A 23,840-nucleotide genomic window follows, 5' to 3' on the forward strand; every position below is an offset into this window, starting at 1 on the left:
CCCCGCACTCACGCAGGCGCGTTCTGTCTCAGTCCGCCCCGGCCGCCAGGAAGGCACCGATGCCCGCCACACGTCCCACCCGTCCCCCAGCCCTCGTCCTGGGCTTGGTCCTGCCGCTCGCCATCGTGGGCTCTGCCGCGGCCCAGCAGCCGGGTGCTGCGGGCGGGGGCGGCTGGGTGGATCCGCCCCCGCGGGCGGCCGCGCCCGTTGCGGCTGCCCCGAAGGCCCCGCTCAAAGCCGCAGGCCCACAGACCCAAGAGCCCGTCACCGCTCAGGCGAAAGCCCCGCCCGAAGGCGGGCGCGGCGCCGAGCCGCTCCGGCAGGCCGCCAGACCGGAACCGGGGGAGGATGCCCTGCCGAAGGCTGCGGCGACGCGGGGGCCGGGACCGAAGCGGGCCGCCGCCCTGGAGCGCCCGCCGGTCCGGGAATCCCTGCACCATCACGCACGCCCTCAGCACCGGCTCGCCGAGACGCCGGCCGCGATGGTCCCGGCATCCGGCGTCTCGGCCGAGCGCGCCGCCGCCGCCCGGGCGCTGGCCACGAGCTACCTCGCCACCGTCTCGGGTTCGAGCGACACGATGGTCGATGCCGCGACCCGGTTCTACGCGACCCGCGTGCGCTTCTATGGGCGGCCGATCACCACGGCGGGCCTCGTGGCCGAGAAGCGCAGCTTCGTGCAGCGCTGGCCCGAGCGTCGCTACGAGCCGCGGGCGATGCGCGCCGCCTGCGATGCCGAGACCTGTACGATCCGCACGATCGTCGATTTCCGCACCGCCAATCCGGGGCGCGGCGCCGTCTCCAGCGGCGAGGCCGAGCTGATCCTGGAGGTCGGCTTCGCGGGCACGCGACCCTACATCCTCGGCGAGACCGGTCGCGTCCTGCGGCGGAGCATCCAGGCCGGAACCCTGGCCGCTTCGCCCGGCAAGGCGTAAGAGCCCCGGATCATGGTCCGCCGCCTCGCGGCGGGCAGGGGCGTGCGAGGTGGTGCGTCATGGGATCGGTCCCGGTGCTCGGGCGTTCCGTGAGGCGCCCCGGGCGGGCTTCGTCGGGAGGCGCGGCCGGGCCTCCTTCACGCCGCGCGCGGTGATGCCGGGATCGGGTGTATGACGTCTTCGATGGTGGTGGGGAAACAGGCGGCGGAGCCGGCGCGTCCGGCCCTCGACGGTCCCGGCCGCCTCGCCCTGCGCGAGGCAATCCGGGCCGAGATCGCGCGGGCGCGCCCGCGCCCCGTGGCGGTCCGGACCCTCGAGCTCCTGGCCGAGGCCGCCTGCACCCCCGATGAGGCGGGAACCGGCCTCCGCGTGCTCGATCGACACGGTGCCGTGCGCCTGCGGGACGACACGTCCGAGCCGATGACCCTCGTGGATCTCGTGGCGGACCTGCGCGCCCGGCATCCGGCCCTGTTCCTGCCGCCCGAGCCCGAACCCGAATCGGCGCCGGAGGCCGCCGACGAGGCCCGCGATTCGTCCCTGCTGAGCGGCGCCTACGAGATGAAGGCCGCCACCGCGCGCTTCGTCGAAACCCAGTCCGAACGGGCCCGCTCCCTGGCGGAGCGCTCCTCCGAGCAGGGTCGGGTTCTGGCGCAGAGCGCCGCCGGCCGGTTCGCCACCCTGCGGACGAGCCTGCGCGGCCGGTTCGCCCGTCCCGCGACGGTCCGGACCGACGCGGCCACGGGGGCGAGCCCGGGGGTCGATCCGGCAACGGCCTGGAACAGCGGCCCCGGCCGCGTCGGAGAGTCCCTCCGTGACGGCTTCGGCCGTCTGCGCGACCGGTTCGGCCGCGGCGGAGACGGCGCGGACGAGGGCGCACGCCGGCAGCGCCGCCTGCTCCTGGGCGCCAGTGCCGGCACCCTGGCGGCGGTGATCGCCGCGGGCCTCGTCCTGGAGGGCCGTGCGCCCGATCCCGCGCGCCCCGCGGCCCCGGCCGCGCCCCGAACGGAGGCCCCGAACGGCGCCACCCCGAACAATCCCTCCTCCGGCGCCCCGGCGGCAGCCCCCGACACGGTCACGCCGCCCCCCGAAACCGGAGGCGAGTCCGAGCCCGACGCGCCGCTGCCGCCGAATGCCGTGACGGGACAGGCCCAAGTCATCGATACCGCGACCCTCAAGGTCGGCGGCAAGGTCGTGCATCTGTTCGGCGTCGAATGGGTGCGCGGCGGCCAGGCGGAGGAGTTGGCCCGGTACATCGGCAACCGGCCGGTGACCTGCCAGCCTGCCCCCGGCAGCACGACCATGAATTGCCTCGTGGACGGGCGCGACCTCTCCGAGGTGGTGCTGTTCAACGGTGGCGGTCGCGCCTCGCCGGAGGCGAGCCCCGAACTGGTCGCGGCCGAGGATCACGCCCGGAGCGAACGGCTCGGCGTCTGGAAGCGCTAGACCGATGCCGGCCGAAGCGTTCGGCACCACCGCGGATGGCCGGCCGGTCACCCGCCATGTCCTGAGCCGGGACGGTCTGCGCGTCGCCATCATCGATTTCGGCGCGGCCGTCACGGCGATCGAGGTGCCCGACCGCGCCGGCCATTCGGCCAACGTCGTCCTCGGCCTCGACACCCTCGCGGCCTACGAGACGCTGAGCCCGAGCTTCGGCGCCATCGTCGGCCGCTACGCCAACCGCATCGCGGACGGGCGCTTCAGCCTCGACGGGCAGAGCTATCGCCTGCCTGTGAACGAGGCGCCCAACACCCTCCACGGCGGCCCGGACAATTTCGGCCGGCGCCTGTGGCGGGCGGACCTCTCCGAGGCGACGCGCCTCGTCCTGAGCCGCCGCTCCCCGGACGGGGAAGAGGGATTTCCCGGCACCCTCGATGTCCGCGTGACGTACAGCCTTCCGGAGGACGGCGTGCTGCGCATCGATTACGCCGCCGTCACCGACCGGCCGACGGTCGTGAACCTCACCAACCACAGCTACTTCAACCTCGCCGGGGAGGGGACGGGCAGCGTCCTCGGCCACATCGTGCAGGTCGAAGCGGACGCATTCGCGCCGACGGACGCGACCCAGATCCCCACCGGCGCGCTCCAGCCGGTCGCCGGGACGCCGTTCGACTTCCGCACGCCCCGGGCCCTGGAGACCCGGATTCGCGAAGGGGACCTGCAGCTCGCCTACGCCAAGGGCTACGATCACACCTTCGTCCTGCGCGGCGCCGCAGGGACGCTGCGGCCGGCCGCGACCTGCATCGCCCCCGGCAGCGGGCGCCGGCTCGACGTCTGGACCACACAGCCGGCGCTGCAGCTCTACAGCGGCAACAATCTCGACGGGCGGCTGATCGGGTCCTCCGGACGCATCTACCGGTCCGGGGACGGCGTCTGCTTCGAGACGCAGGGCTTTCCGGATGCGCCGAACCAGCCGGCCTTTCCCTCCGCGGTCCTGCGGCCGGGCGAGACCTTCGCGGCGACGACGGAGTTCCGGTTCTCGGTGGTGTGAGGGCGCGTCGCGCCAGCCTCACGCCTCCGTCAGGGCGCATACCGCCGGGCCGCAGCGCCCTGAGGGCCGAAGCCTGGATCGATCCGGGACCGGCCGATCCGGTCTGACGGCTGGCTCCGGCCTCACGCGGCCTGCGGGCGTCCCCGCAGGCCGGGGATCGCGGCGGCCGGCGCGGCGGGATGCGGACGCCGCGTCTCGCCGAGCGCCAGTAGGGCAACCGTCACGGCGTCGAGCCGGGACAGCTCGCCATCGGCCATGCCCTCGGCGGCGGCGACTTCCTTCAGGTACTCGTCCCACGCCCAGCGCCGCAGGATTTCGCGCTTGCAGCTGGGCAGCAGCCGGGGATGATCGAGGACCGCGGCCGGCGTGACGAACACCGCGGCCGGGTTGACCAGGGCTCGCTCCAGATCCGGCAGCCCCTCCGTCACGCGATCGTCCGCGGAACGACCCTGCGCCGTCGCGCGGACCTGCACGGGCGCCGCGTCCCGGTTCGAGCGCCAGACCCGCACAGTGCCTGGCCGACCACGTCGGTCCGCCGGGTCGGGCGCGGGCCTGTCGGGGCGGCTCCGGCCCGGGGCAGAGGCTGCCGCCCGCTCCCCTGTCGGGCCTGTCGGCGCCTCCTCCGTGGCGGGCGTGCCGGTCTCGCCGGTCCAGCCCATCGGCGGCCCGATCTCCGGAGGCGTCGCCCGCTCGACGGCGAGGCCGCCCCTCTCGGCCCGGGCGCGGCCGGATGTCTCGACGGAGCGCCCGCCGTGGCGGATCGGCGCCCGGCGGCCGGCGCGCCTCGTTGCGCCCGCGGGCGGCGTGTCGTCTCCGAGTCCGATCGTACGATCCTGCATGGTTGCCTCCCTGTTGAGGCGCGCTCAGCCGCCGAAGAGACCAAGCCGCGCCGCCGATTGCACGCCGAAGCTCGCCGCGAACGAGAGCAGCGCGGCGTCCCAGGCAGTCAGATGCGGGGTGTTGGCCGGCGGCCCGGCCTGCGTGATCGCAAGACCGAGCCACACGAAGCCCGACAGGCTCAGCAGCACGGCCAGCACCCAGGGCAGGGCCGGTGACGGGCAGAGCGCGGCCAAAGTGACGCACAGCGCGGCGGACAGGATCCAGCGGCCCAGCACGGCCCCGTCGGTCGCCTGCCCCGGCCCGCCACGCCGGCCATGCCGCAACCGGGATACGCGCCTGTGCCCACCCCTCAGGTCGAAGGTTGCCATCGGACGCCTCCGGCTCAGTTCAGCTGAGGCTCGCGCCCGGTCGGACCGCGCCGCCAGCGGCGGGTGAACGCCGCGGGGACGAGCGGCTTGGGCGGCGCCGGAGAGACGGGCGGGGCCGAACCCTCGTCGAGCGCCTGGAGCGCGTCCAGGATCGCGTCGAGCGGCACGGGCTCGGCCCGGCAACCGGGCAAGCAGCGCAGCGCCGGACAGGACTCGACCGCCCGTGCGTCGGAGGCCCAGGAGGCCAGGATCGCCCGCTTCTCGGCGTGCGACAGGCCCGGATAGCGCAGCACCTCGCGGGGATGCCGGAAGACGTCGCCCGGCGCCACGAAGGCGTCGAACGGCTCGACCGCCTGCGGTCTCAGGGTGGCGGCCGCCACCGGACCGAGGCGCTCGATCTCGGGATGGATGGACGTCGTATCGATCGGCTGCATGCAACCCTCCTCGTCGTGAGCAAAGGCAGGGGCAGCCGGCACGTTGATCGGGACGCACCGGCGGCCGCATCATGCGTTCAGGTCTGCGGCCGCCGGGGCGGCCGCAGGCAAGGTCGATCCAAAGCCGGCTCAGTGCTTGGCGGCCGGCGCGCCGGTAGCGTTGATCGCGATGCGCCGACGGCGTTCCGGCGCCTCGGCGGCCCGCGGCAGCGTCACGGTGAGCACGCCGTTGCGGAACGTCGCCTCGGCCTTGTCCTCCTCCACCGGCACGGGGAGGGCGATCGACCGCTCGAAACGGCCGTAGCTGCGCTCGGAATAGCCGCGCGCCTTGTCGGTGGTCTCGGCACGCTTCTCGCCCTTCAAGGTCAGGACACCGTCCGCGATGAGGAGTTCGACGTCCTTCTCGTCGAGGCCGGGCAGCTCGGCGGAGACGCGCAGCGCCCCGTCCGCCTCCACCAGCTCGACCTGCGGCCAGCCGATGCCGCGGCTCGCGAGGCTCGGCACGCCGCCGAACCCGCTGAACACGTCGTCGAACAGGCGGTTCATCTCCCGGTGCAGCGTCAGGAACGGGCTGGCCGGCTCCTGCGACAGGGCGGTGGGCGCCGGGGCCGTGCTGCGGCTCCAGGGAATCAGATCTCTCACGCTCATGGTCCATTCTCCAGCGCATGCGATGCAGTCGTGGGAACAGGCCCGCGGCGGGTCCGCGGACCCGTGAGGGATGTCATGCGTGTCGGCACGGGGTGCCCGGACGCGCGGCCCGGGCCGCCGATCAGGCTGCCTTGGCGTCGCGGGCGATCTGAGCCGGGGCGTTGTCCTGGCCGGACGCGGCCGTCGTGCCGCCGATGGCGATGCGGCGGGGCTTGAGCGCCTCCGGCACCTCGCGCTTCAGCGCGACGGTGAGCAGGCCGTTCTCCAGGGACGCGCCCACGACCGTCACGTGCTCGGCCAGATTGAAGGTCTGGCGGAAGGTGCGCGCCGCGATGCCGCGGTGGAGGTAGTGCCTCTCGCCCTCCTGGGCGGCCTTCTGACCGGACACCAGGAGCGTGGTGTCCTGCTGGGTCAGCTCGATCTCCTCGGGCGTGAAGCCCGCCACCGCCATGGTGATGCGATACTGGTCCTCGGCGACCTTCTCGATGTTGTAGGGCGGCCAAGCGGCCGAAGGCTCGACGCGCTCAGCCTGATTGAGCAGCTCGAACAGGCGGTCGAACCCGATGGACGACCGGAACAGGGGCGAAACGTCGTAAGTCCTCATAACCACATCCTCCGACGAGCAACGTGACTACAAGCGACGCCGGACACCGTGTCCGGCGCCCTCACCGCGAGCCCGTTTCCGGGCCTCGCACGCGCGTAACGTGCCGGGGGAGGGCGGGTTCCAGGCCGAGCGAAAATTTTTGACCGCGACGCTGCAGGCTGTCGGACCGGGCATTCCGGCCCCAAGAGATCAGGATGAGGCCGGGGACTGGGACGGGCGCCGGACCGGAACCGGCGGCACCGGCGCCCGCACGCTCAGCCGACCGCCTCCTCCACCAGGATCTCGCGCTTGCCGGCATGGTTGGCCGGACCGACGATGCCCTCGATCTCCATCCGCTCCATGAGCGAGGCGGCGCGGTTGTAGCCGATCTGCAGGCGGCGCTGGATGTAGCTCGTCGACGCCTTCTGGTCGCGCAGCACCACCTGCACGGCCTGATCGTAGAGATCGCCGCCGGCCTCGCCGAAGGAGCCCTGGTCGAACACGGCGCCGTCGAGTTCGAGTTCCGCCGCGCCGGCCTTCCCCTTCCCGGCCCGTTCGCCGCCCTTCTCGGGCGCGCCCTCCTCGTCATCCGCCGTGACGGCGTCGAGGTAGCTGGGGCGGCCCTGGCGCTTGAGATGCGCCACGACGGTCTCGACCTCGCTGTCCGAGCAGAACGGCCCGTGCACCCGGGTCGTGCGCCCGCCGCCGGCCATGAACAGCATGTCGCCCTGGCCCAGAAGCTGCTCCGCGCCCATCTCGCCCAGAATCGTGCGCGAGTCGATCTTGCTCGTCACCTGGAAGCTGATCCGGGTCGGGAAGTTCGCCTTGATCGTGCCGGTGATCACGTCCACCGAAGGCCGCTGCGTCGCCATGATCAGGTGGATGCCCGCCGCCCGCGCCATCTGCGCCAGACGCTGGATCGCCCCCTCGATGTCCTTGCCGGCCACCATCATCAGGTCGGCCATCTCGTCGACCACGATCACGATGTACGGCAGCGGCGCCAGATCCATCGCCTCGTCCTCGTAGACCGCCTCGCCGGTGTGGCGGTCGAAGCCGGTCTGCACCGTCCGCGTCAGCACCTCGCCCCGCGCCCCCGCCTCCGCCACCCGGGCGTTGTAGCCGTCGATGTTCCGGACGGCGATCTTGGCCATTTTCTTGTAGCGCTCCTCCATCTCGCGCACCGCCCACTTGAGGGCGATCACCGCCTTCTTGGGGTCGATGACCACGGGGGAGAGCAGGTGCGGGATGCCGTCGTAGACCGACAGCTCCAGCATCTTCGGATCGACCATGATCAGCCGGCACTCCTCCGGCTTCAGCCGGTACAGCAGGCTGAGGATCATGGTGTTGATCGCCACCGACTTGCCCGAGCCGGTGGTGCCGGCCACCAGCAGGTGCGGCATGCGCGCGAGGTCGGCGATGATCGGCTCGCCGCCGATGTTCTTGCCCAGGCACAGGGCCAGCTTGTGCTTGCTCTCGGCGAAATCCGCCGACGACAGGAGCTCCCGCAGATACACCGTCTCGCGCGTCGCGTTCGGCAGCTCGATGCCGATGACGTTCCGGCCGGGCACCACCGCGACGCGGGCCGAGACCGCCGACATCGACCGGGCGATGTCGTCGGCGAGCGCGATGACGCGGCTGGACTTGGTGCCCGGTGCCGGCTCCAGCTCGTAGAGGGTGACGACCGGGCCCGGCCGCACCGCCAGGATGTCGCCGCGCACGCCGAAATCGCCCAGCGTCGCCTCGAGGAGCGTGGCGTTCTGCTCCAGGGCGTCCGCCGAGATCAGGCTCGCCTGGGACGGGCCGCGGGGGGCGGCCAGCAGGTCGAGGGCGGGCAGGGCGTAATCCTCCGGGCGGACGGGCGGCGCGGGCGCGCGGCGCGCCGGCACCGGCGCGGCCGGGGGCGGAGCGACCCGGGAGGCGGTGGGTTCGGAGCGCGGCGGGACCGGGCTCTGCGGCGCCTCGAACGCCTCCAGCTCGTCCTCCGCATCGACCTGCGGCGCCGCGATTCGGCGGGCGGTCGTGGCCGGGGGGCCGTCCTCGGGCGCCTCGAAGACCGGCTCGCGCCGACCCGGCCCCGGCGCCCGTCCCTCGGGCAGGTGGTCGGCCCAGGGCAGATCCGCATCCGTGAAGGCGCGCCGCGCCGCGAGGGCCGGCGAGGCACTGTCGATCGGCTCGGCCCGGCCGGCGCGCCATGCCGCGATCCGGTCCGCCGCGGCGACGCGCAGGCCCATCAGCCCCTGCGCCAGGGCGCCGACACCCACGAGGCCGAGGCTCGGCTCGTCGGAATCCTCGCGCTCGTCGCGGGCCGATTCCCGGCCGCGCGCCGGGGCGCGGCGGACGGGATAGGGGTCGTCGTGCAGGGTTTCCTCCTCGACGGCGCCGAAGCGGCAGGCACCGGTCAGGCTGAGGATCGCCACCGCCGCGTAGCCGAAGCCGACGAGATGGGCCGCCGCGGACGAGACCGCCCCGACGATCACCCGCGCCATCGACAGCAGGCCGTCGCCGGCCACGCCGCCGAGGCCGGTGGGCAGCGGCCAGCGGGTCGTCGGCGGGAGCGCGCTCGCCACGGCACTGGCGGCGCAGAAGCCGATGATCCAGAGCGCGATGCGCAGGCCGCCCTCGGGCAGGTTGCGCTCGCGCATCAGCCGGATGCCCCAGAGGACCGGCGGCAGCACGAAGGCCAGGGAGCCCAGGCCCAGGATCTGCATGGCGAGATCGGCCACGACGGCGCCCGGCTGGCCGAGGACGTTGTGGGCGGCGTGGTCGGTGGCGTGGTTGAGGCTCGGGTCGTCGATCGACCACGTGGCCAGGGCCACGGTCAGCGCGACCGCGCCGGTGAAGAGCACGAAACCGCCGAGTTCCGTCAGGCGCTTGCCCAGGAAGGGGCGAACGCTGTCGACGAAAGTCTCGTAGGGCGATGCGGGACGGCGAAGCGAGCGCATGCGGGACCGGACGCAAGACGGGGACTTACGCCCGAGGCTAGGCATGACCGCCTTAACGACCTGCTAAGGTTGAGGAAGGCTCACCGGCGCCCGGCCGGGCCTCCTCGGGCCGTCGCGATCCCGCCCGGGAGGATGCAAAAGCCGCCCCGCTGTGGCACAGGAGCGGCCATGAATATCGACGGCCAGCCCTACCGCACGATCTTCCCGGACCCGGACGGCGTCAGCGTCCAGGTGATCGACCAGACCCGCCTGCCCTTCGCGTTCGAGCTGAAGCGCCTCGCCACGCTGGAGGACGCCGCGGTGGCGATCCGCACGATGATCGTGCGCGGGGCGCCCCTGATCGGCGTCACGGCCGCCTACGGGCTGGCGCTGGCCATGCGGGCGGATGCCTCCCACGACGGGATCGACCGGGCGGTGGCGACGCTCGCGGCGACACGTCCGACCGCCATCAACCTGCGCTGGGCGCTGGATCGGGTCTCCACCAACCTGCGGCAGGTTGCGCCGGACGAGCGCTTCGCCCGCGCCTTCGCGGAGGCCGGCCGCATCGCCGAGGAGGACGTGGCGAGCTGCCGCGCCATCGGCGCCCATGGCAGCCAGGTCATCGCCGACCTGCATAGGGCCAAGGGCGGCGACAGACCGGTCACCGTGCTGACCCACTGCAATGCCGGCTGGCTCGCCACGGTGGATTGGGGCACGGCGCTGGCGCCGATCTACGCCGCCCACGAGCGGGGGGTGCCGGTGCATGTCCTGGTCGACGAGACCCGGCCGCGCAGCCAGGGTGCCGCGCTCACGGCCTTCGAGCTGAACGGCCACGGCGTGCCGCACACGGTCATCGCCGACAATGCCGGCGGCCACCTCATGCAGCACGGCGGCGTCGACCTGTGCATCGTCGGCTCGGACCGGACCACGGCGAGCGGCGACGTCTGCAACAAGATCGGCACCTACCTGAAGGCGCTGGCGGCCCACGACAACGGCGTGCCGTTCTACGCCGCCCTGCCGTTCTCGACCATCGACTGGACCCTCGACGACGGGGTCAAGGAGATCCCGATCGAGGAGCGCGACGGGCGCGAGGTCACCCACATGACCGGGCGGCTGCCCGATGGCGGCTTCGCCACGATCGAGGTGGTCTCCCCCGGCAGTCCCGTGGCGAATCCCGCCTTCGACGTGACCCCGGCCCGGCTGGTGACCGGCATCATCACCGAACGCGGCATCTGCGAGGCCAGCGCCGAGGGGTTGTACGGGCTCTATCCGGAGCGCCGGAAGGCGGCGTGAGCCGCCTCACCGCACCCCGGGCCGGCCCGATTCCGCGAGCTGCTGCGCCCGGGCGCCCTGGCGCTCGAACATCCAGCCCGGATATTCCGGCGGCAGGGCGCTCACCGCATCGAGGGCGTCGAGTTCCGCGTCGCTGAGGCTGAGTTCGGTCGCCGCGATGTTGTCCTCGAGCTGGTCGAGGCGCTTGGCACCGACGATCACGCTGGTCACCGCCTTGCGGTGTAGCAGCCAGGCCAGCGCCACCTGGGCCACCGAGACGCCGCGGGCCTCCGCCACCTGCCGCATGGCGTCGATGCAGGCGTCGGCCCGGGGGCGGTCGACCGGCGGGAAGTCGAAGCTCGCGCGCCGGCCCTCCCCCGCGCCGCCGGCATACTTGCCGCTGAGCAGGCCGCCGGCCAGCGGGCTCCAGACCAGGAGGCCGAGCCCCTCCGAGCGCAGCATCGGGACGATCTCGCGCTCCAGGTCGCGGCCCGCGATGGAGTAATAGGCCTGCAGGGTCTCGAAGCGGGCGAGCCCCGCCCGCGCGCTGATCCCCAGCGCCTTCACGATCTGCCACGCCGCCCAGTTCGAGACGCCGACGTAGCGGACGTGGCCGTGCTGGACGAGGATGTCGAGGGCGCGCACCTGCTCCTCGATCGGCGTCGCCGGGTCGAAGCCGTGGACCTGATAGAGGTCGATGTGGTCGAGCTGGAGCCGCTTGAGGCTCGCCTTGCAGGCGTCGATCAGGTGCAGGCGCGAGGCGCCCTTGGCGTTCGCGCCCGGCCCCATCGGCCCGTAGCCCTTGGTGGCGACGACGACGCTGTCGCGCGGGACCTTGAGGTCGCGCAGGGCCTGGCCGGTGATCTGCTCCGAGAGCCCCTCCGCGTAGACGTCGGCCGTGTCGATGAAGTTGATCCCGGCATCGAGCGCCCGTCCGACGAGGCGCCCGACCTCCGTCTGGTCGAGGGCGCCGATCTGGCGCCACATCCCGGCCCCGCCGCCGAAGGTCATGGTGCCGAGGCAGAGTTCCGAGACGAACAGCCCCGTGCTGCCGAGCTTCTTCTGATACATGCCTGCCTGATCCCGTCCGTGTCTGGGGTGTCAACGCGCGGGAGCGGGCCCGGTGCGCTCAGGGCTCCCAGCGGTGGAACACCGCGCTGTCGAAGGCGAAGACCGGCTCGCCGCGCTGGTTCACCCCGGTGTTGCGGGCGAAGGCCAGGCCCCAGCCGGGCCGCGAGGCCGAGGCGCGCTTGTCGGTGAGCTTGGCGCTGAACCGGACCGTGTCGCCCGCGTAGACGGGCTTCAGCCAGCGCAGGTTCTTGAACCCGGGGGAGGGGCCCGCCTCCGGGACCGGGCCGCGGGTGGCCGTGTAGGCGGCGTCGCGGGCGCGGGTCGTGAGCATCCGGTTCATGTAGGCGGCGGCCGTGTGCCAGCCGGAGGCGCAGAGGCCGCCGAAATGGCTGCGCTTGGCCGCCGCGTGGTCGAGGTGGAAGGCCTGCGGATCGTAGGCCTCGGCGAACGCGATGATCGCCTCGGCGGTGAACGGATAGGCGCCCAGCTCCCGCACGGCGCCGATCTCGGCATCCCGCAGGAACGGCAGGATCTCGGCATCCTCCGGCTCGGCGACCGGTCCCGGCACGCCGATCTCCACCGGCCGCGGGGGCAGGGGATCGGTGCCGCGGCGGGCCAGCATGAAGGTGAAGCGCTGGGTCAGCACCGTCTCGCCGCGCGGGTTGCCGAGGGCGACCTCGGCGGTCACGAAACCGAGCCCGGGCTTGGAGGCCGAATCGCGCAGCCCCACCACCCGGAAGGTCAGCGTCAGCGCGTCCCCCGGCAGGACCGGCGCGAGCCAGCGCAGCTCGTCGATCCCCGGCGCGCCGAGCGACGAGCCGCCCTTGAACGGTCCCTGCTGGAGCAGCCGCATGCCCAAAGCCGCCGTGTGCCAGCCCGAGCCGATCAGCCGGCCCGCGAAGGTCCCTTCCGCCGCCGCCTCGTCGAGGTGGAAGGGCTGGAAGTCGAAGGCCTGCGCGAAGCCCACGATGGCGTCGCGGGTGACGGTGAGCGGCGCGCCGACGATCACGTCGCCGACGGCGAAATCCTCGAGGGCGGGATCGGGCATGGCGGGCTCGTCTGGTTGATCGGTGGGGCGGGCGATCGGGATCGCCGTCTTTGCGAGCGGGCGCGAAGCAATCCAGGAGCGCCACGCTCACCGATGTCGCGCTGCCCTGGATCGCTTCGCTCCGCTCGCCAAGACGCAGCGTCGCCCAGGGCTGAGCGCGGCCCGAGCCTCAGTTGGCGAAGCGGAAGTGCAGCACGTCGCCGTCCTGCACCACGTACTCCTTGCCCTCCAGCCGCAGCTTGCCGGCGTCCCGGGCCCCGGATTCACCGTTGAGCGCCGTGTAGTCCTTGAACGCGATGGTCTCGGCCCGGATGAAGCCCTTCTCGAAATCCGAGTGGATCACCCCGGCCGCCCCGGGGGCGCGGGTGCCCTTGGTGATCGTCCAGGCGCGGGCCTCCTTGGGGCCGACCGTGAAGTAGGTGACGAGGCCGAGCAGGTCGTAGCCGGCGCGGATCACCCGGTTGAGGCCGGGCTCGGCGAGCCCCACCGCCTCCAGGAACTCCGCCTGGTCGGCCTCGGGCATCACGGCGATCTCGCTCTCGATCTTGGCCGAGACCACCACCGCCACGGCGCCCTCCGCCTTGGCGCGGGCGAAGACCGCGTCCGAATAGGCGTTGCCCTTGTCGGCGTCGGGCTCATCGACGTTGCAGACGTAGAGGACGGGCTTGGCGGTCATCAGGCCGAGGGACTGGAACAGCTTCTCCTCGTCGGGCTTGCGCTCCACCAGCCGCGCCGGCTTGCCCTCGCGCAGGAGCGGCAGCGCCCGGTTGACGAGGTCGAGGCTCTCCTTGGCCTCCTTGTCGGCCCCCTTGGCCTTCTTCTCCAGGGCGACGGCGCGGCGCTCCAGGCTGTCGAGGTCGGCGAGCATCAGCTCGGTCTCGATCGTCTCGATGTCGGCGGCCGGATCGACCTTGCCCTCCACGTGGGTGACGTCGCCGTCCGTGAAGCAGCGGACCACGTGGGCGATGGCGTCGACCTCGCGGATGTTGGCCAGGAACTGGTTGCCCAGGCCCTCGCCCTTGGAGGCGCCGCGCACGAGGCCGGCGATGTCCACGAAGGTCAGGCGCGTCGGGATCTTCTCCTTCGACGAGGCGATGCGGGCGAGGTCATCGAGCCGCGGATCGGGCACCGCCACCTCGCCGACATTCGGCTCGATGGTGCAGAACGGGTAGTTCGCCGCCTGGGCGGCCGCCGTCTGCGTCAGCGCGTTGAAGAGGGTCGACTTGCCGACGTTCGGCAGGCCGACGATGCCGCATTTGAAGCCCATGAATCAGTTCCGTCGCAGCACGTCGTCGGGCGACGCGCGAAAAAGGGTTGCGGAGAGTCAGGCCCGCGAACACGGCACCGTGCGCCCTGTCCTCGGTCGAGCACGCGCGGCACCGGCGAGCCGGGCCTCAGCCACCGGGAGGCAATCGAACCGCCGACAGCCGGGCTTGTGGCGCACGGCCTTCATCGGACCCTCTCGCCCGCCCCGATATCCCGTCCCCGCGGGGGCGTGTCAATTTCGGGCGCCCAGCGTCTTCACCTCGTCCCAGCCGCGGCCGGCCATGGCGAGATGGACCTTGTTCTGGAAGCTCGCATCCTCGCCGGCCGCGAGCAGGGCGGCGTGGTCGGCCACGGCCCGGCAGAGATCGTCCACCCAGGGCAGCTCGGCCTTGCCGAAATCGTTGAGCACGTAGGCATGCACCAGCGCCTTGTCGCCGGGATGGCCGATGCCGAGCCGCACCCGGCGGTAGTCGTTGCCGCATTGGGCGGTGATCGAGCGCAGGCCGTTATGGCCGGCATTGCCGCCGCCGAGCTTCACCCGCAGCTTGGCGGGGGCGAGGTCGAGCTCGTCGTGCAGCACGATCACGTCGGAGAGCGGAATCTTGTAGAAGCGCTGCGCCTCCGAGACGGCGCGGCCGGACTCGTTCATGAAGGTCGAGGGCTTCAGGAGGATCGCCCGCTCCGGGCCCAGCACCGCCTCGGCGGCCTCGCCCTGGAAGCGGTGGCGGAACGGGCTCGCCCGGTGCTGGCGGGCGATCGCGTCGACGGCGAGGAAGCCGATATTGTGCCGGTTGCCCGCATAGCGTGCGCCCGGGTTTCCGAGGCCGACGATCAACTTCATGTCAGAGGGTTCCGCGGGACTCCGTTCGGCGCGGTCTGTGGCACGCTTCCGCGCGGGACGCACCCCCGGGCCGGGTCCGGCCCGCCCGGAGCGATGGGCCGGCCTCCGGGCCCGGGCCGTCTCCGTCGTGCGCCAGCGCACGGCCTCGGCCGAACCCGAAGCAGAATATCCTCGTTGAGAGGTCACATTCGGCCAAGCAAAGCCCGAGTGATCAAGACCGCCGACCCGACGATCTTCCTCACGCGACACGGTTGACCGGATGACTTCCCGCTGAAGTCGTACGAAGACACCAGGAGATCATCATGACCGTCCGCATGCTCGCTGCCGCCGCCCTGGTCGCCGCGGTCGCCACGCCCGCCCTCGCGCAGGGCCTGGATTCGAAGCACTCGCCCTACCCGGCCTCGGCCTATTCGGGCTGGGTCGGCAACGGCGCCGTCCTGCATCGGGACGCCGCCGGTCCGGCGCGGGCGGCCGCCTACCGCTACAGCGGTCCGCATGCCGGCGGCCCGGCCAATGCCCTGCCGCGGTTCTGACGGGCGAACGGGCCCGCGGGCTCCGCGGGCCCCGATAACCGGCCGTGATCGGGGCACCGGACCGGCGGACCCTCAGGTGTGAGGGACGGGCCGGTCGGCAAGGCCGGTGGCGCCGTTTGCCGGACCCGGCACCGCGCCGACGGCCGCCGTCCCAGCCCGGATCTCTCCAGGGCGCAGGGTTCCCACCAGAAGATCGACCTGGCTGACGAGACGCACGAGCGATTGCCCGCGATCCAGCGCCGGCCGCTCGGGCACGGGCCTGTCCGCGCCCAGGGCTGCCAGGGTCGCGGTGATCCAGGCCCGCCAGGGCTCGGCCTCGGGGGCCGCCGCCTCCGGGGCGTGCCGCAGGACGATGAGCCGGGCGCTGATCCGGCGCAGGGTCGCGTCGGCCACCAGGGCGGATTCCACCTCCGGGTGGCTGCCGGCCCGGGGCTGCTGCAGGGCGCGGGAGAGTGCCGCCTCCAGATCGTTGAGGGCGAGGCCGGCCTCGCGGCTCTGCGCCGCGATCGCGGTCTCGCGGCCCTCGCCGGGCGGCGCGCGGAGCACCGCCTCGGCGAGACCGGCCTGGGCCTTGAGCGCCCGGCGCAGTTCCTGCCGGACCTGATCGGGCTCCCAGATCGGCCACAGCACCAGGCAGCTCGCCACCGCGATCACGCCGCCCAGCACCGTGAAGCCGCCCCGCATGGCGACGATCTCCCAGGAGCTGTGGCCGGGCTCCAGCAGCTCGACCAGCAGCACCACGAGGGGGGTCAGGCAGGTGACGAAAAAGCCGTAGGAGATCTGGCGCGCCGCGAATCCGACGATGCTGAGCACGAGGATCAGCCCGGCCTCCGCCAGGGGGCTCGTGGCGTAGTAGGCGAGCACGGCGCCCACGAGGCCGCCCAGCACCGTGCCGCCGATCCGCTCCAGCGCCCGCTGCCACGTCGCCGCGTAGAAGGGCTGCATGGTGAGCACCACGGTCATCACCAGCCAGTGCGTGAAGGCGCCCGCATAGGTCAGGGTGGCGGCGAGCGCCGGGGCCGCGACCGCGCTCGCCCGCAGGGCGTGCCGGAGATTGGGCGAGGCCAGGGTAAAGTTCTGCCGCAGCGGCCCGACATAGCGGGTCCAGCGGTCGAGGCTGCCGCCCTCCGTGAGCGTGCCGCCGGGGCGATAGCCCTCCGGGGTCGACAGCTTGGCGCCGATCCGCACGCGCCCGACGATCCGTTCGGCGAGGCGGGCGAGGGTCGGATCCTCCGACAGCCCCTCGGCCACGCGGGCGATGGAGTGTTCCAGACGGTCGAGGTCGAGGTTGACGTCGTCGCGGATCGCCCGGGCGATGGTCACCAAGAGGGGGCGCAGGCGCCGCAGAAAAACCTTGGCGAGGGCCCGGCGGCGGGCATCGGGACGGCTGTCGATCAGCTCGCCGACGGCGATCAGCGCGGAAAAGATCTGCTCGGCGCTCTCCAGGCGCAGCAGGGCCTGGGCGGTGCGGTCCGAGACGCGCTCGCGGGAGCGGGCGAGGTCGAGGATCATGGTCCGGGCGGTCTCGATGCTCGCCCGCACGCCCCGCCGGTGGCCCCGCGCGTGGCCGTCGAAGGCGGCCGTATCGGGTTCCGGCAGGACGACGAGCCGCTCAAGGTCGCCGCAGAGCCGGGCGAGGTTGTGCCAGACCTCCGCCACCGCCCGGTGGGCCGGCCGGTACGGGTGCAGCCGCCAGATCACCAGGGCCAGGAACGTCGCCCAGAGACCGCCGGCCGCGAACATCAGCGCGGTGACGGCCGCCTGCTCCGGGGTCAGGGGCCGGTCGAGGGCGATGCACAGCACCACCACGAGCACGTTGCCGGCCGACTGGGCCTGAACGCTCCAGACGCGGGCGTACGAGCAGGCGAAGATCAGCGCGCAGGCGACCGGGACGACCACCGGCAGGCCGAGGGGCTGGATCAGGCCGAGTCCGGCCCAGAGCAGGCCGCCCAGGACCGAGAAGGCGGTGAGGACCCGCAGGCGGGCGCGCATCGGGCCGCCGTTGTCGCAGAAGCAGGCGAGGTTGGCGGCGAGCGCCATCGTCAGCAGCGGCGCCCACTGGATCCAGATGTTGAGGAGGATGACGACGCCGAACGCGAAGGCGGCGCGCACGCCCTCCACGAGCCGGACGTTCCGGAGGTCGAGGCCCGTCGGCAGGCGCCGCAGGTCCGAGCCGGGCCGGTTCAGGCTGCCCCGACCCGCGGCGTTCCACCGGCGCCGGGCCGGCCCAGGAGGCGAAGCTGTGGGACTCGGCGCGGGCAACCTCGGTCTCCGGACGGGGGCGCGGTGCCCCGGCATGAACCGCGCCCCGGCCTGTCCGGATCCGCAGCGTCGCGCAACCCCAATCCGGATCCGCGGCACGATCCAGACGTCCACATCGTCACCGCCGATGTGAACCCGGGGGCGGCGGACGTCTTCGTCTCGCGCTTGACCCCCGGGCGAGCCCGTGGCTTCTGGGGCCGCTTGGCATCCTGACTCCGTAGCTCAGCTGGATAGAGCAGCCGCCTTCTAAGCGGCAGGTCGTAGGTTCGAGCCCTACCGGGGTCGCCAGCAACTTGCCCGCTGCGGGGATGACGGAGCGGGTTTCACGGTGCCGCAGCGTCCTCCTCCGCGTTCACGGCACCGACGCGATCTCGACGCCGCGGAACTCACCGCCATCCGAGCAGCACGACGAAGCCGGAAAACGTGAGGGCGGAGGCCATGAGGGCGAACGGGACGATATCCATGAGGGCCGCGTAGCGGCGAGCCGCAGGCTCGGCCATCGGGCGTTCGGCCGCTGCGGCACGATCACCGCCGCTCCGGCCATCCTGGTTCGAACCGAAGAGCGCTCTGGACCGTTGATGGCCGTTCAGCGTGACCGTTCGAAGAGCCTCCCATGGACCGCCCCCGCCGCGTCGGCCTGCCCTGGTACGCTCCGGAGCGCTACGCGGAGTTGCGCGCGCGCTTGGCGGATGGCGCCAAGCTGCCGCCCGACTATGAGACGTGGCGCGTCGCCACCGAACAAATGGAACGCGAGGTGCAGCGCAGCGGCGTAGAGGTCGTGCGCGTGCCGATCGAGCCGGAGATCTTCGCCGCGTGGTGCGAGCGGGCCGGGCTTCAGAGAGATGCGGCGGCGCGCGCCCGATACGCCGCCGCGGCACTGGCGGCCGACTGGGCGATCTGAAGAGCGCGGCGGCGTCCCAAGGGCGATCCGTCGCGCCGCCCCCGGGCGGCGCGGGCGCAGTTCGGCCAGCGCGTGACAGCCGGGCGGGCGACGGGGGCGATCGCGGCGCGACCCGGATCGCGTTCGGAACGCCAGGGGGCGCCCGCCCTCGACGGCGGGTGGCCGCAAGCCGGGATCCCGACGCCTTCACGTCACGACCTGCGTCGGCGCGTGCGGACCCACCGGCCGGCCCGACAGGCTCCGCTTCCACCGGGCGCGCAGGACGGCGGGCCGGAGGCCGTGCCGCTCCTCCAGGAAGTCGGGGTCCGTGATCCGGTCGGTGCGGAAGTGCCGGAATTCCCCGCGCAGCTCGCACCAGCCGGCCAGCATCCGTGCCTGATCGAAGAACCCGACGATCACCGGCCAGATCACGCGCCGGCTCGGATCGCCGCGCGCATCGCGGTAGTCGATGCGGATCTTGCGGCCCTCGCGGATCCAGGCCCGGGTCCGCGCGACATCGATCCCGTCCGCGGTCTGCGTGAAAGCCGGCGGCGTACCGATCGACGGATCGGCGATGAACGGATGCAGGCGCTCGGGCACGACGGCGGTGATCTTGGCGATGAGATCGCGCGCCGCCTTGGCGAGGACCGGCTCGCCCCGGCCCGCAACCCATTGCGCGCCGAGAACCGCCGCCTCGATCTCGTCGGGTGTCAGCATCAGCGGCGGCATGTCGAAGGTCTCGCCCAGCACGTAGCCGAGCCCGGCCTCGCCCAGGATCGGCACGCGCTGGCCGACGAGATCGGCCACGTCCCGATAGACCGTGCGGGCGGACACCTCCAGCTCCCGGGCGATCTCGGCGGCGGTCACCGGGCGCGGCGCACGCCGCAGGATCTGGATGATCTGAAACAGCCTGTCGGCGCGGCGCATCACTCGACTCCTGCTGACAGGATGCTGTCAGCAGGGTGGTCCTACAAGCCTCCCGTCGCGGCCATCCCGCCCGCCGTGACGAAGGAACCGCGCCATGATCACCCTGTATCACGCCCCGCAATCGCGATCCTCACGCATGATCTGGCTGCTGGAGGAGCTGGGCGTTCCCTACGCCATCGAGCCGGTCTCGATCTTCCGGCCGATGACGGGGGAGGGCGTGCCGGATGCCGCCAACCCGCATCCCGACAAACGCGTCCCGGCCCTCCTGCACAACGGCGTGCTGGTCGCGGAGTCCCTGGCCATCGTGCTCCATCTGGCGGAGCACTTCCCCGAAGCGGGGCTGGCGCCGGCGATCGGCGACCCCGATCGCGGCGCATACCTGACTTGGCTGGCTTGGTACGTGGCAGAGTTCGAGCCTGCCCTGTTCGCCGGCATGGCGGGCGAGCTCCCGGGATCGCCGCAGAAGCGCCGCGCCCACGAGGCGGTGGTCCGCCGCCTCGAAACCGCCCTGGCGCGCGGCCCCTACGCGATGGGTGAGAGGTTTTCCGGCGCCGACATCCTCATCGCCAGCGCGCTGGGCTTCGGCCGCGCCGCGTTCCCGGCCAGCGAGGCCTTCGAGGCCTATCTGGAACGCTGCCGGGCGCGACCGGCCGCCCTCCGCGGTGCGGCGCGGGACGGTGCCTCCGGTCTTCAGCAGGGTGCCTAGGGCGCCCTCCGCCGAAGCGGATGCCGGTTCTGTGGAGGGGCCCGCGCCAGAAGGACGGACCGAGCCCGCACCGCGCCGGCGTGCAGCGCGGTGCGGGCTCCGCCGGCCATCGCCGCGCAGACGATGTGCGGGGCGCCCTCCACCGCGGGTGTTTCAGGACACGCCGGACCTGAATGCTTGAGCTTACATCAGGATCACACCGCGAACGCCGCCGCACATCTGATGGAGATGACGATGACCTGGACGAACCGCATCACGATCGCCGCCACCCTGATCGCGGGCGCGATCGCGCTGGTCACCTACGCGCAGGCTCTGAGCCTTCCCGCGCATTTCGCGTAGGACGGACCGGCGGGACGGCCGACCGCCGCATCCCGTCCCGCGCCGGGGCACGCTCAGCCGTGTCGCTGAACCTGCGCCGAACGGTTCCGCAATGCAACGTGACGCATCGCACCGCACGCGCCCGGCCGATCCGGCATCATCGTTGCAGTTGGTTTTCCCGGGCCTCCGAAGGCCCGCCGCGTGATGAAAGGAGTGCACGACATGGTTCTGAAGGGCTTTTCCTACGCGATGATCGGCGCTTTCCTGGGCGGCCTCGCGATGACGGTGACCGGCTCGGCCGGCGTCCTGATGGGCTTCTGAGCGACGGAGACTGGCAGCCCGCGAGGCTGCCCTGGCGACGGTCTTCGCGGGCGGCGGGGTTCTTGCCCCGCCGTCGTCGCGTTCGGGGACCGGGCAGATCGCGGCACCGCCGCGCACGCAGCCAACTTCCAGTCGCCGGCCGGCCCAGCGGGATCCGGCAGGCGCATGACGGCCGGGCGCAGTGCACCGCTCCCAATCGACGGTAAAGCGAACCGGAATCCCGCCGGCATGCGGGATCAGGCCCGACAGTCCCTGACCGTGCGAAGCGGATTGTCGGTTCGAGACCGCCGGAGTCGGCACGCCGCCGGCCGCCTCGGCCGGTCTCCCGAGGCTCGGGCCGGCCGCTGGAGCCGAGTCCGAGCATCAGGCCGGTCACGTCCCTCGGTGGGATCGCTCGGATCGATCCTTCCGCGACGGTGCGGCCTCCGTTGATCTTCGGGCGTAAGGCGGGCCGGTCCGCAACCGGCCCGGCGCTGTCCGTCAGGCCGCCTCCCTCCGGGTCACGACCAGGGCCCAGATCGTCGCCGGGATCCATCCGATGATCGTCAGGTGGAGGATGATGCAGAGGATACCCTGAAGCACCTTTCCGCGCAGGAACATGGCGAGCCATGGCGCGAGAAAGCAGATGAGGATCATGATCATGAGGGTGACGTGTCTCCGGGTTCGTGAGCGAACACGGAAAGCGCCGGCTGGTTCCTGGGGGCCGGGCCTCCGCCGCGACACGCATCGGATCGAGGTCCCGGATCGAGATCCCGGATCGAGGCTCCGGGGCGCAGGGCGGATGCCGGTTCGGCGCCGGAGGGCTTGTGAGAACGCGCATCCGACGCCGTGCCGGTTCGCCCGGGGCCGGGTGCGGCTCTAGGCGCCGAGCCGCGCCCTGAGGCGCGAAGCCCGGCCGGATCCGTCGATGCACTCGATGCCGCCGCCGGCGTTGAGCGTGTGGAGACAGCTGCCGGGCCAAGCCGGCCCGGGCTCGATCCGGCCGAGGACGGTCTGGGCGAACCCGTCTTGGTCCAGCCGGTCGATCCGCGCCAGCGACAGGGCGCGGCCGTAACCGTGGGCGCAATCCTGAACCGGACGGATCAGGCGCCCGCCGCGCGCGACGATCCGGCCCGCGGGCCGCGCGAACGAGGGGTCGACCAGAACGGGATTGGCCGGATGCGGCACATACGGTCCCCGGAAGTCGGGGGCCGACCAGAGATACAGCGCGTCGTGGTGGCACCCCGATCCCGCCGGGGCGCCGGGGGGGGCGTCGCGCACGGTGGCGAAGAGCCACCAGCGGCCATCCTGTTCGAGGAGCGTCGCGTCGCTCGCGACCACGCCGGAGAGGAGCGTCGCTTCCTTCACCCAGCCGCCGGGGTAGCGCGTCGCCCGGTAGAGATCGACCGTGCCCGCCGCGGAACTCTCCGGCACCATCCAGACGGCGCCCGCCCGCGCGAACACGAACGGGTAGGAGAGGTGATACGGCTCCTCCAGCACGGGGATGGGCGCCCCTACGGGACCGTCCGGCCCGAAGCGGACGGCCGAGATGATCGCCTTGCCGGTCGCGTGCGGGAATTCCTCGACGAAGACGTGGGTCGTCCCATCGGCGGCGAGCGGGAACGGGTCGGCGTAGAAGCGACGGCCGTCGTCGGGCAGGATCTGCCATCCCCCCTCGGGATGGCGCCCCAGGTCGATGAGATCCGGCCCGCGCAGAACCCGCCATCCGGTGCGCCAGTGCGGCGCGTGATAGCACAGCCTGTACAGGCGGCCGACGAGACTGCGGGCCAGAAGCCGCGCCGGTCGGGACGCCCGGATCCGCGCCGGGCGCGCGGGCCCGGCGGCCGCCGGGGCCGGGGTCTCAGCCGCGGCGCGGCCCGCCAATCGGTCCCGCAGCGCGGCGGCGACCAGCGTGGTCGTGCGCACCAGCGCGTCCTCGAACGACAGCGCGATGGAGCCCCGGTAGTCCGATCCGAGGCGTCCCGAGACCAGGACGGTGTCGCCTTCCAGCAGGTCGAGGCGCGGCACGCGGCCGGCGAGCAGGCTCCCGAGCAGGCCGATCTCGCCGAAGCCGCCATCGTAAGCCACCCGCCAGACCGGGCAGCGGGCGACCGCATCGCCACACAGGTCGAGCAAGAGGTCCGGGGCCGCGGGATCGGTCCAGGCGGCCAAGTCCGCCGGCGGCACAGGCGCCGACCCGTTCGGGGCCACCCGGAAGATCAGGGATTCCAGCCGGAACAGGAGGTCGGCCTGGACCGGCCAACCGTCCGGGCCGGGTGCGGCCTCGACACTGACGGCTTCGATGCCGGGCAGGCCCGAGAGTCGCGTCAGCAGCGCGACGTGCCAGCGGCGCGGGTTCGCGCCGTCGAGGCGAACTCTCACATGCATGGCAGCCGGGTTCCTATCGATGGGTCGCTCGAGACAATGACTGTCGATCCCGTCTATTTTCCCGCTGGTAACGGGAGTGATAACTTTGGGCGGCCCATAGGATTTACCGTCGATCGGCTGCCGGACAGCGGCGAGGGTGCCGAAACCCGATCATCCGCGCGGCGCGCGATTGCCGGCGACTGGCTCGGCGGCCGGGTCCGGAATCCCGCGGGATCGATCTCGAGTGTCAGGCCCGGCCCAGGCGGCGCCCTCCTCCCACGAGGCCGGCCGGCCGCGCAGGGGCACCTGTGGCTCGACAGCCACAGGTGCGGGCGTAGGCACAGTGCGATGCAACCAAAACGCCTTCACATTGTTCTCGCGCGCGCTCGCGGTATGAGCGATGTATTTCGGCACGTCGGCGAATCTTGAGGGATGATTTACTATGACATTGCCCGCCATCGACGGGCGGTGTGTCCGTAAAACTACAGCCATTTTCGTCGATGATCGGTAGCCATACGTCCAGATCGAAATTTGGACCTTACCTGATGACCAAGCTCCTGGCCTCGCTGGCTGCCTTCACCGCCCTGACCGCTGCCGCCTCGGCCGCCGACCTGCCGCGCCGCGCCGCCCCGCCGCCGGTCTTCACCCCCGTCCCGGTCTTCACCTGGACCGGCGCCTACTTCGGTATCAACGCCGGCTACGCCTTCGACGCCAGCGACCGCAACACCGGCAACACCTTCGCCGTGCCGTTCCCCTACGCCGCCCCCGGCACCGTCGCCTCCTTCCGCAACCGCAGCCAGGACGGCTTCTCCGGCGGTGGCCAGATCGGCTACAA

The 23,840-nt window shown here is 72.6% G+C and carries 21 protein-coding genes, 1 tRNA gene and 1 pseudogene; 9 read left to right on the plus strand and 14 right to left on the minus strand.

Going from position 1 to position 23,840, the window contains the following annotated elements; all coding sequences use genetic code 11:
• Positions 1–59: 59 nt before the first annotated feature.
• The 3 genes from BM396_RS21955 (at position 60) to BM396_RS21965 (ending at position 3,420) form a co-directional block, all read left to right on the plus strand.
• Positions 60–932 carry a hypothetical protein gene (locus tag BM396_RS21955; protein WP_043384084.1) on the plus strand — a complete coding sequence of 291 codons (873 nt, stop codon included), beginning with the start codon at positions 60–62 and terminating at the stop codon, positions 930–932.
• Positions 933–1,103: 171 nt separating this feature from the next.
• Positions 1,104–2,375: a thermonuclease family protein gene (locus tag BM396_RS21960; protein ID WP_043384087.1), complete on the plus strand. Its 1,272-nt coding sequence runs from the start codon at positions 1,104–1,106 to the stop codon at positions 2,373–2,375.
• Positions 2,376–2,379: 4 nt separating this feature from the next.
• Positions 2,380–3,420, plus strand: coding sequence for an aldose epimerase family protein (locus BM396_RS21965; protein WP_043384089.1), 1,041 nt, complete (start codon positions 2,380–2,382; stop codon positions 3,418–3,420).
• 122 nt (positions 3,421–3,542) lie between these two features.
• On the opposite strand, the gene BM396_RS21970 is transcribed toward BM396_RS21965, so the two are convergent.
• From BM396_RS21970 to BM396_RS21995, 6 genes are all read right to left on the minus strand, one after another.
• Positions 3,543–4,259 (minus strand): hypothetical protein, encoded by a 717-nt coding sequence (locus tag BM396_RS21970; RefSeq protein ID WP_043384093.1) that lies wholly within the window; start codon positions 4,257–4,259, stop codon positions 3,543–3,545.
• Between the two features lie 24 nt (positions 4,260–4,283).
• Positions 4,284–4,628, minus strand: a complete 345-nt coding sequence (locus tag BM396_RS21975) for a hypothetical protein (RefSeq protein ID WP_043384095.1) — start codon at positions 4,626–4,628, stop codon at positions 4,284–4,286.
• A 14-nt stretch (positions 4,629–4,642) separates the two neighbouring features.
• Positions 4,643–5,062, minus strand: a complete 420-nt coding sequence (locus tag BM396_RS21980) for a hypothetical protein (protein WP_043384098.1) — start codon at positions 5,060–5,062, stop codon at positions 4,643–4,645.
• A gap of 129 nt (positions 5,063–5,191) precedes the next feature.
• Positions 5,192–5,710, minus strand: a complete 519-nt coding sequence (locus BM396_RS21985) for an Hsp20/alpha crystallin family protein (protein WP_043384101.1) — start codon at positions 5,708–5,710, stop codon at positions 5,192–5,194.
• A 121-nt stretch (positions 5,711–5,831) separates the two neighbouring features.
• Complete coding sequence (locus BM396_RS21990) at positions 5,832–6,314, minus strand: Hsp20 family protein (protein WP_043346827.1); 483 nt, start codon at positions 6,312–6,314, stop codon at positions 5,832–5,834.
• Between the two features lie 254 nt (positions 6,315–6,568).
• The gene (locus tag BM396_RS21995; protein WP_091994952.1) at positions 6,569–9,235 is read right to left on the minus strand and encodes a DNA translocase FtsK; all 2,667 of its coding nucleotides are present in this window, start codon (positions 9,233–9,235) and stop codon (positions 6,569–6,571) included.
• Between the two features lie 168 nt (positions 9,236–9,403).
• Here BM396_RS21995 and mtnA point away from each other — a divergent pair, with 168 nt between their 5' ends.
• Positions 9,404–10,507 (plus strand): S-methyl-5-thioribose-1-phosphate isomerase, encoded by a 1,104-nt coding sequence (mtnA, locus tag BM396_RS22000; protein WP_043346823.1) that lies wholly within the window; start codon positions 9,404–9,406, stop codon positions 10,505–10,507.
• A gap of 6 nt (positions 10,508–10,513) precedes the next feature.
• Here the strand turns inward: mtnA and BM396_RS22005 are convergent, their stop codons facing one another.
• From BM396_RS22005 to pth, 4 genes are all read right to left on the minus strand, one after another.
• Positions 10,514–11,557, minus strand: a complete 1,044-nt coding sequence (locus tag BM396_RS22005; protein ID WP_043387840.1) for an aldo/keto reductase — start codon at positions 11,555–11,557, stop codon at positions 10,514–10,516.
• 58 nt (positions 11,558–11,615) lie between these two features.
• Positions 11,616–12,605, minus strand: a complete 990-nt coding sequence (locus BM396_RS22010) for a MaoC/PaaZ C-terminal domain-containing protein (protein ID WP_043387838.1) — start codon at positions 12,603–12,605, stop codon at positions 11,616–11,618.
• Between the two features lie 169 nt (positions 12,606–12,774).
• On the minus strand, positions 12,775–13,872 hold the full coding sequence (ychF, locus tag BM396_RS22015; protein WP_043355673.1) for a redox-regulated ATPase YchF: 1,098 nt from the start codon (positions 13,870–13,872) through the stop codon (positions 12,775–12,777).
• A 231-nt stretch (positions 13,873–14,103) separates the two neighbouring features.
• Positions 14,104–14,712, minus strand: coding sequence for an aminoacyl-tRNA hydrolase (gene pth / locus BM396_RS22020; protein WP_043387837.1), 609 nt, complete (start codon positions 14,710–14,712; stop codon positions 14,104–14,106).
• A gap of 302 nt (positions 14,713–15,014) precedes the next feature.
• Here pth and BM396_RS22025 point away from each other — a divergent pair, with 302 nt between their 5' ends.
• Entirely contained in the window at positions 15,015–15,245 is a 231-nt protein-coding gene (locus BM396_RS22025; protein WP_043387836.1) for a hypothetical protein, read from the plus strand.
• 72 nt (positions 15,246–15,317) lie between these two features.
• Here the strand turns inward: BM396_RS22025 and BM396_RS22030 are convergent, their stop codons facing one another.
• Positions 15,318–17,507, minus strand: coding sequence for an FUSC family protein (locus BM396_RS22030; RefSeq protein WP_043387834.1), 2,190 nt, complete (start codon positions 17,505–17,507; stop codon positions 15,318–15,320).
• 211 nt (positions 17,508–17,718) lie between these two features.
• On the opposite strand from BM396_RS22030, the gene BM396_RS22035 reads away from it, so the two are divergent.
• Both BM396_RS22035 and BM396_RS22040 read left to right on the plus strand, forming a co-directional pair.
• A tRNA-Arg gene (locus BM396_RS22035) sits at positions 17,719–17,795 on the plus strand.
• 325 nt (positions 17,796–18,120) lie between these two features.
• Positions 18,121–18,408, plus strand: coding sequence for a hypothetical protein (locus BM396_RS22040; RefSeq protein ID WP_043351475.1), 288 nt, complete (start codon positions 18,121–18,123; stop codon positions 18,406–18,408).
• A gap of 186 nt (positions 18,409–18,594) precedes the next feature.
• Here BM396_RS22040 and BM396_RS22045 read toward each other — a convergent pair whose 3' ends face one another.
• On the minus strand, positions 18,595–19,314 hold the full coding sequence (locus tag BM396_RS22045) for a helix-turn-helix transcriptional regulator (RefSeq protein ID WP_043387833.1): 720 nt from the start codon (positions 19,312–19,314) through the stop codon (positions 18,595–18,597).
• A 94-nt stretch (positions 19,315–19,408) separates the two neighbouring features.
• On the opposite strand from BM396_RS22045, the gene BM396_RS22050 reads away from it, so the two are divergent.
• On the plus strand, positions 19,409–20,020 hold the full coding sequence (locus tag BM396_RS22050) for a glutathione S-transferase family protein (RefSeq protein WP_043357054.1): 612 nt from the start codon (positions 19,409–19,411) through the stop codon (positions 20,018–20,020).
• A gap of 1,119 nt (positions 20,021–21,139) precedes the next feature.
• On the opposite strand, the gene BM396_RS22055 is transcribed toward BM396_RS22050, so the two are convergent.
• Together BM396_RS22055 and BM396_RS22060 are read right to left on the minus strand one after the other, a co-directional pair.
• Positions 21,140–21,301, minus strand: a complete 162-nt coding sequence (locus tag BM396_RS22055) for a YqaE/Pmp3 family membrane protein (protein ID WP_085987713.1) — start codon at positions 21,299–21,301, stop codon at positions 21,140–21,142.
• Positions 21,302–21,517: 216 nt separating this feature from the next.
• Positions 21,518–23,026, minus strand: coding sequence for a glucosamine inositolphosphorylceramide transferase family protein (locus BM396_RS22060; protein WP_043357056.1), 1,509 nt, complete (start codon positions 23,024–23,026; stop codon positions 21,518–21,520).
• 524 nt (positions 23,027–23,550) lie between these two features.
• On the opposite strand from BM396_RS22060, the pseudogene BM396_RS22065 reads away from it, so the two are divergent.
• Positions 23,551–23,840: pseudogene (locus BM396_RS22065) on the plus strand (porin family protein); the annotation flags it as partial.

Source organism: Methylobacterium sp. UNCCL125 (genome assembly GCF_900116795.1).
Lineage (GTDB): Bacteria > Pseudomonadota > Alphaproteobacteria > Rhizobiales > Beijerinckiaceae > Methylobacterium > Methylobacterium fujisawaense.

Excerpts from the sequence above, each read along its gene's own strand:
- mtnA (WP_043346823.1), top strand. The coding sequence starts at position 9,404 with ATGAATATCGACGGCCAGCCCTACCGCACGATCTTCCCGGACCCGGAC.
- BM396_RS22040 (WP_043351475.1), top strand. The coding sequence starts at position 18,121 with ATGGACCGCCCCCGCCGCGTCGGCCTGCCCTGGTACGCTCCGGAGCGC.
- BM396_RS22060 (WP_043357056.1), bottom strand. The coding sequence starts at position 23,026 with ATGCATGTGAGAGTTCGCCTCGACGGCGCGAACCCGCGCCGCTGGCAC.
- BM396_RS21955 (WP_043384084.1), top strand. The coding sequence starts at position 60 with ATGCCCGCCACACGTCCCACCCGTCCCCCAGCCCTCGTCCTGGGCTTG.
- BM396_RS22005 (WP_043387840.1), bottom strand. The coding sequence starts at position 11,557 with ATGTATCAGAAGAAGCTCGGCAGCACGGGGCTGTTCGTCTCGGAACTC.
- BM396_RS21990 (WP_043346827.1), bottom strand. The coding sequence starts at position 6,314 with ATGAGGACTTACGACGTTTCGCCCCTGTTCCGGTCGTCCATCGGGTTC.
- BM396_RS21960 (WP_043384087.1), top strand. The coding sequence starts at position 1,104 with ATGACGTCTTCGATGGTGGTGGGGAAACAGGCGGCGGAGCCGGCGCGT.
- BM396_RS22050 (WP_043357054.1), top strand. The coding sequence starts at position 19,409 with ATGATCACCCTGTATCACGCCCCGCAATCGCGATCCTCACGCATGATC.
- BM396_RS21970 (WP_043384093.1), bottom strand. The coding sequence starts at position 4,259 with ATGCAGGATCGTACGATCGGACTCGGAGACGACACGCCGCCCGCGGGC.
- BM396_RS22025 (WP_043387836.1), top strand. The coding sequence starts at position 15,015 with ATGACCGTCCGCATGCTCGCTGCCGCCGCCCTGGTCGCCGCGGTCGCC.
- BM396_RS22055 (WP_085987713.1), bottom strand. The coding sequence starts at position 21,301 with ATGATCATGATCCTCATCTGCTTTCTCGCGCCATGGCTCGCCATGTTC.
- pth (WP_043387837.1), bottom strand. The coding sequence starts at position 14,712 with ATGAAGTTGATCGTCGGCCTCGGAAACCCGGGCGCACGCTATGCGGGC.
- BM396_RS21975 (WP_043384095.1), bottom strand. The coding sequence starts at position 4,628 with ATGGCAACCTTCGACCTGAGGGGTGGGCACAGGCGCGTATCCCGGTTG.
- BM396_RS22010 (WP_043387838.1), bottom strand. The coding sequence starts at position 12,605 with ATGCCCGATCCCGCCCTCGAGGATTTCGCCGTCGGCGACGTGATCGTC.
- BM396_RS22045 (WP_043387833.1), bottom strand. The coding sequence starts at position 19,314 with ATGCGCCGCGCCGACAGGCTGTTTCAGATCATCCAGATCCTGCGGCGT.
- BM396_RS21985 (WP_043384101.1), bottom strand. The coding sequence starts at position 5,710 with ATGAGCGTGAGAGATCTGATTCCCTGGAGCCGCAGCACGGCCCCGGCG.
- BM396_RS21995 (WP_091994952.1), bottom strand. The coding sequence starts at position 9,235 with ATGCGCTCGCTTCGCCGTCCCGCATCGCCCTACGAGACTTTCGTCGAC.
- BM396_RS21965 (WP_043384089.1), top strand. The coding sequence starts at position 2,380 with ATGCCGGCCGAAGCGTTCGGCACCACCGCGGATGGCCGGCCGGTCACC.
- BM396_RS21980 (WP_043384098.1), bottom strand. The coding sequence starts at position 5,062 with ATGCAGCCGATCGATACGACGTCCATCCATCCCGAGATCGAGCGCCTC.
- ychF (WP_043355673.1), bottom strand. The coding sequence starts at position 13,872 with ATGGGCTTCAAATGCGGCATCGTCGGCCTGCCGAACGTCGGCAAGTCG.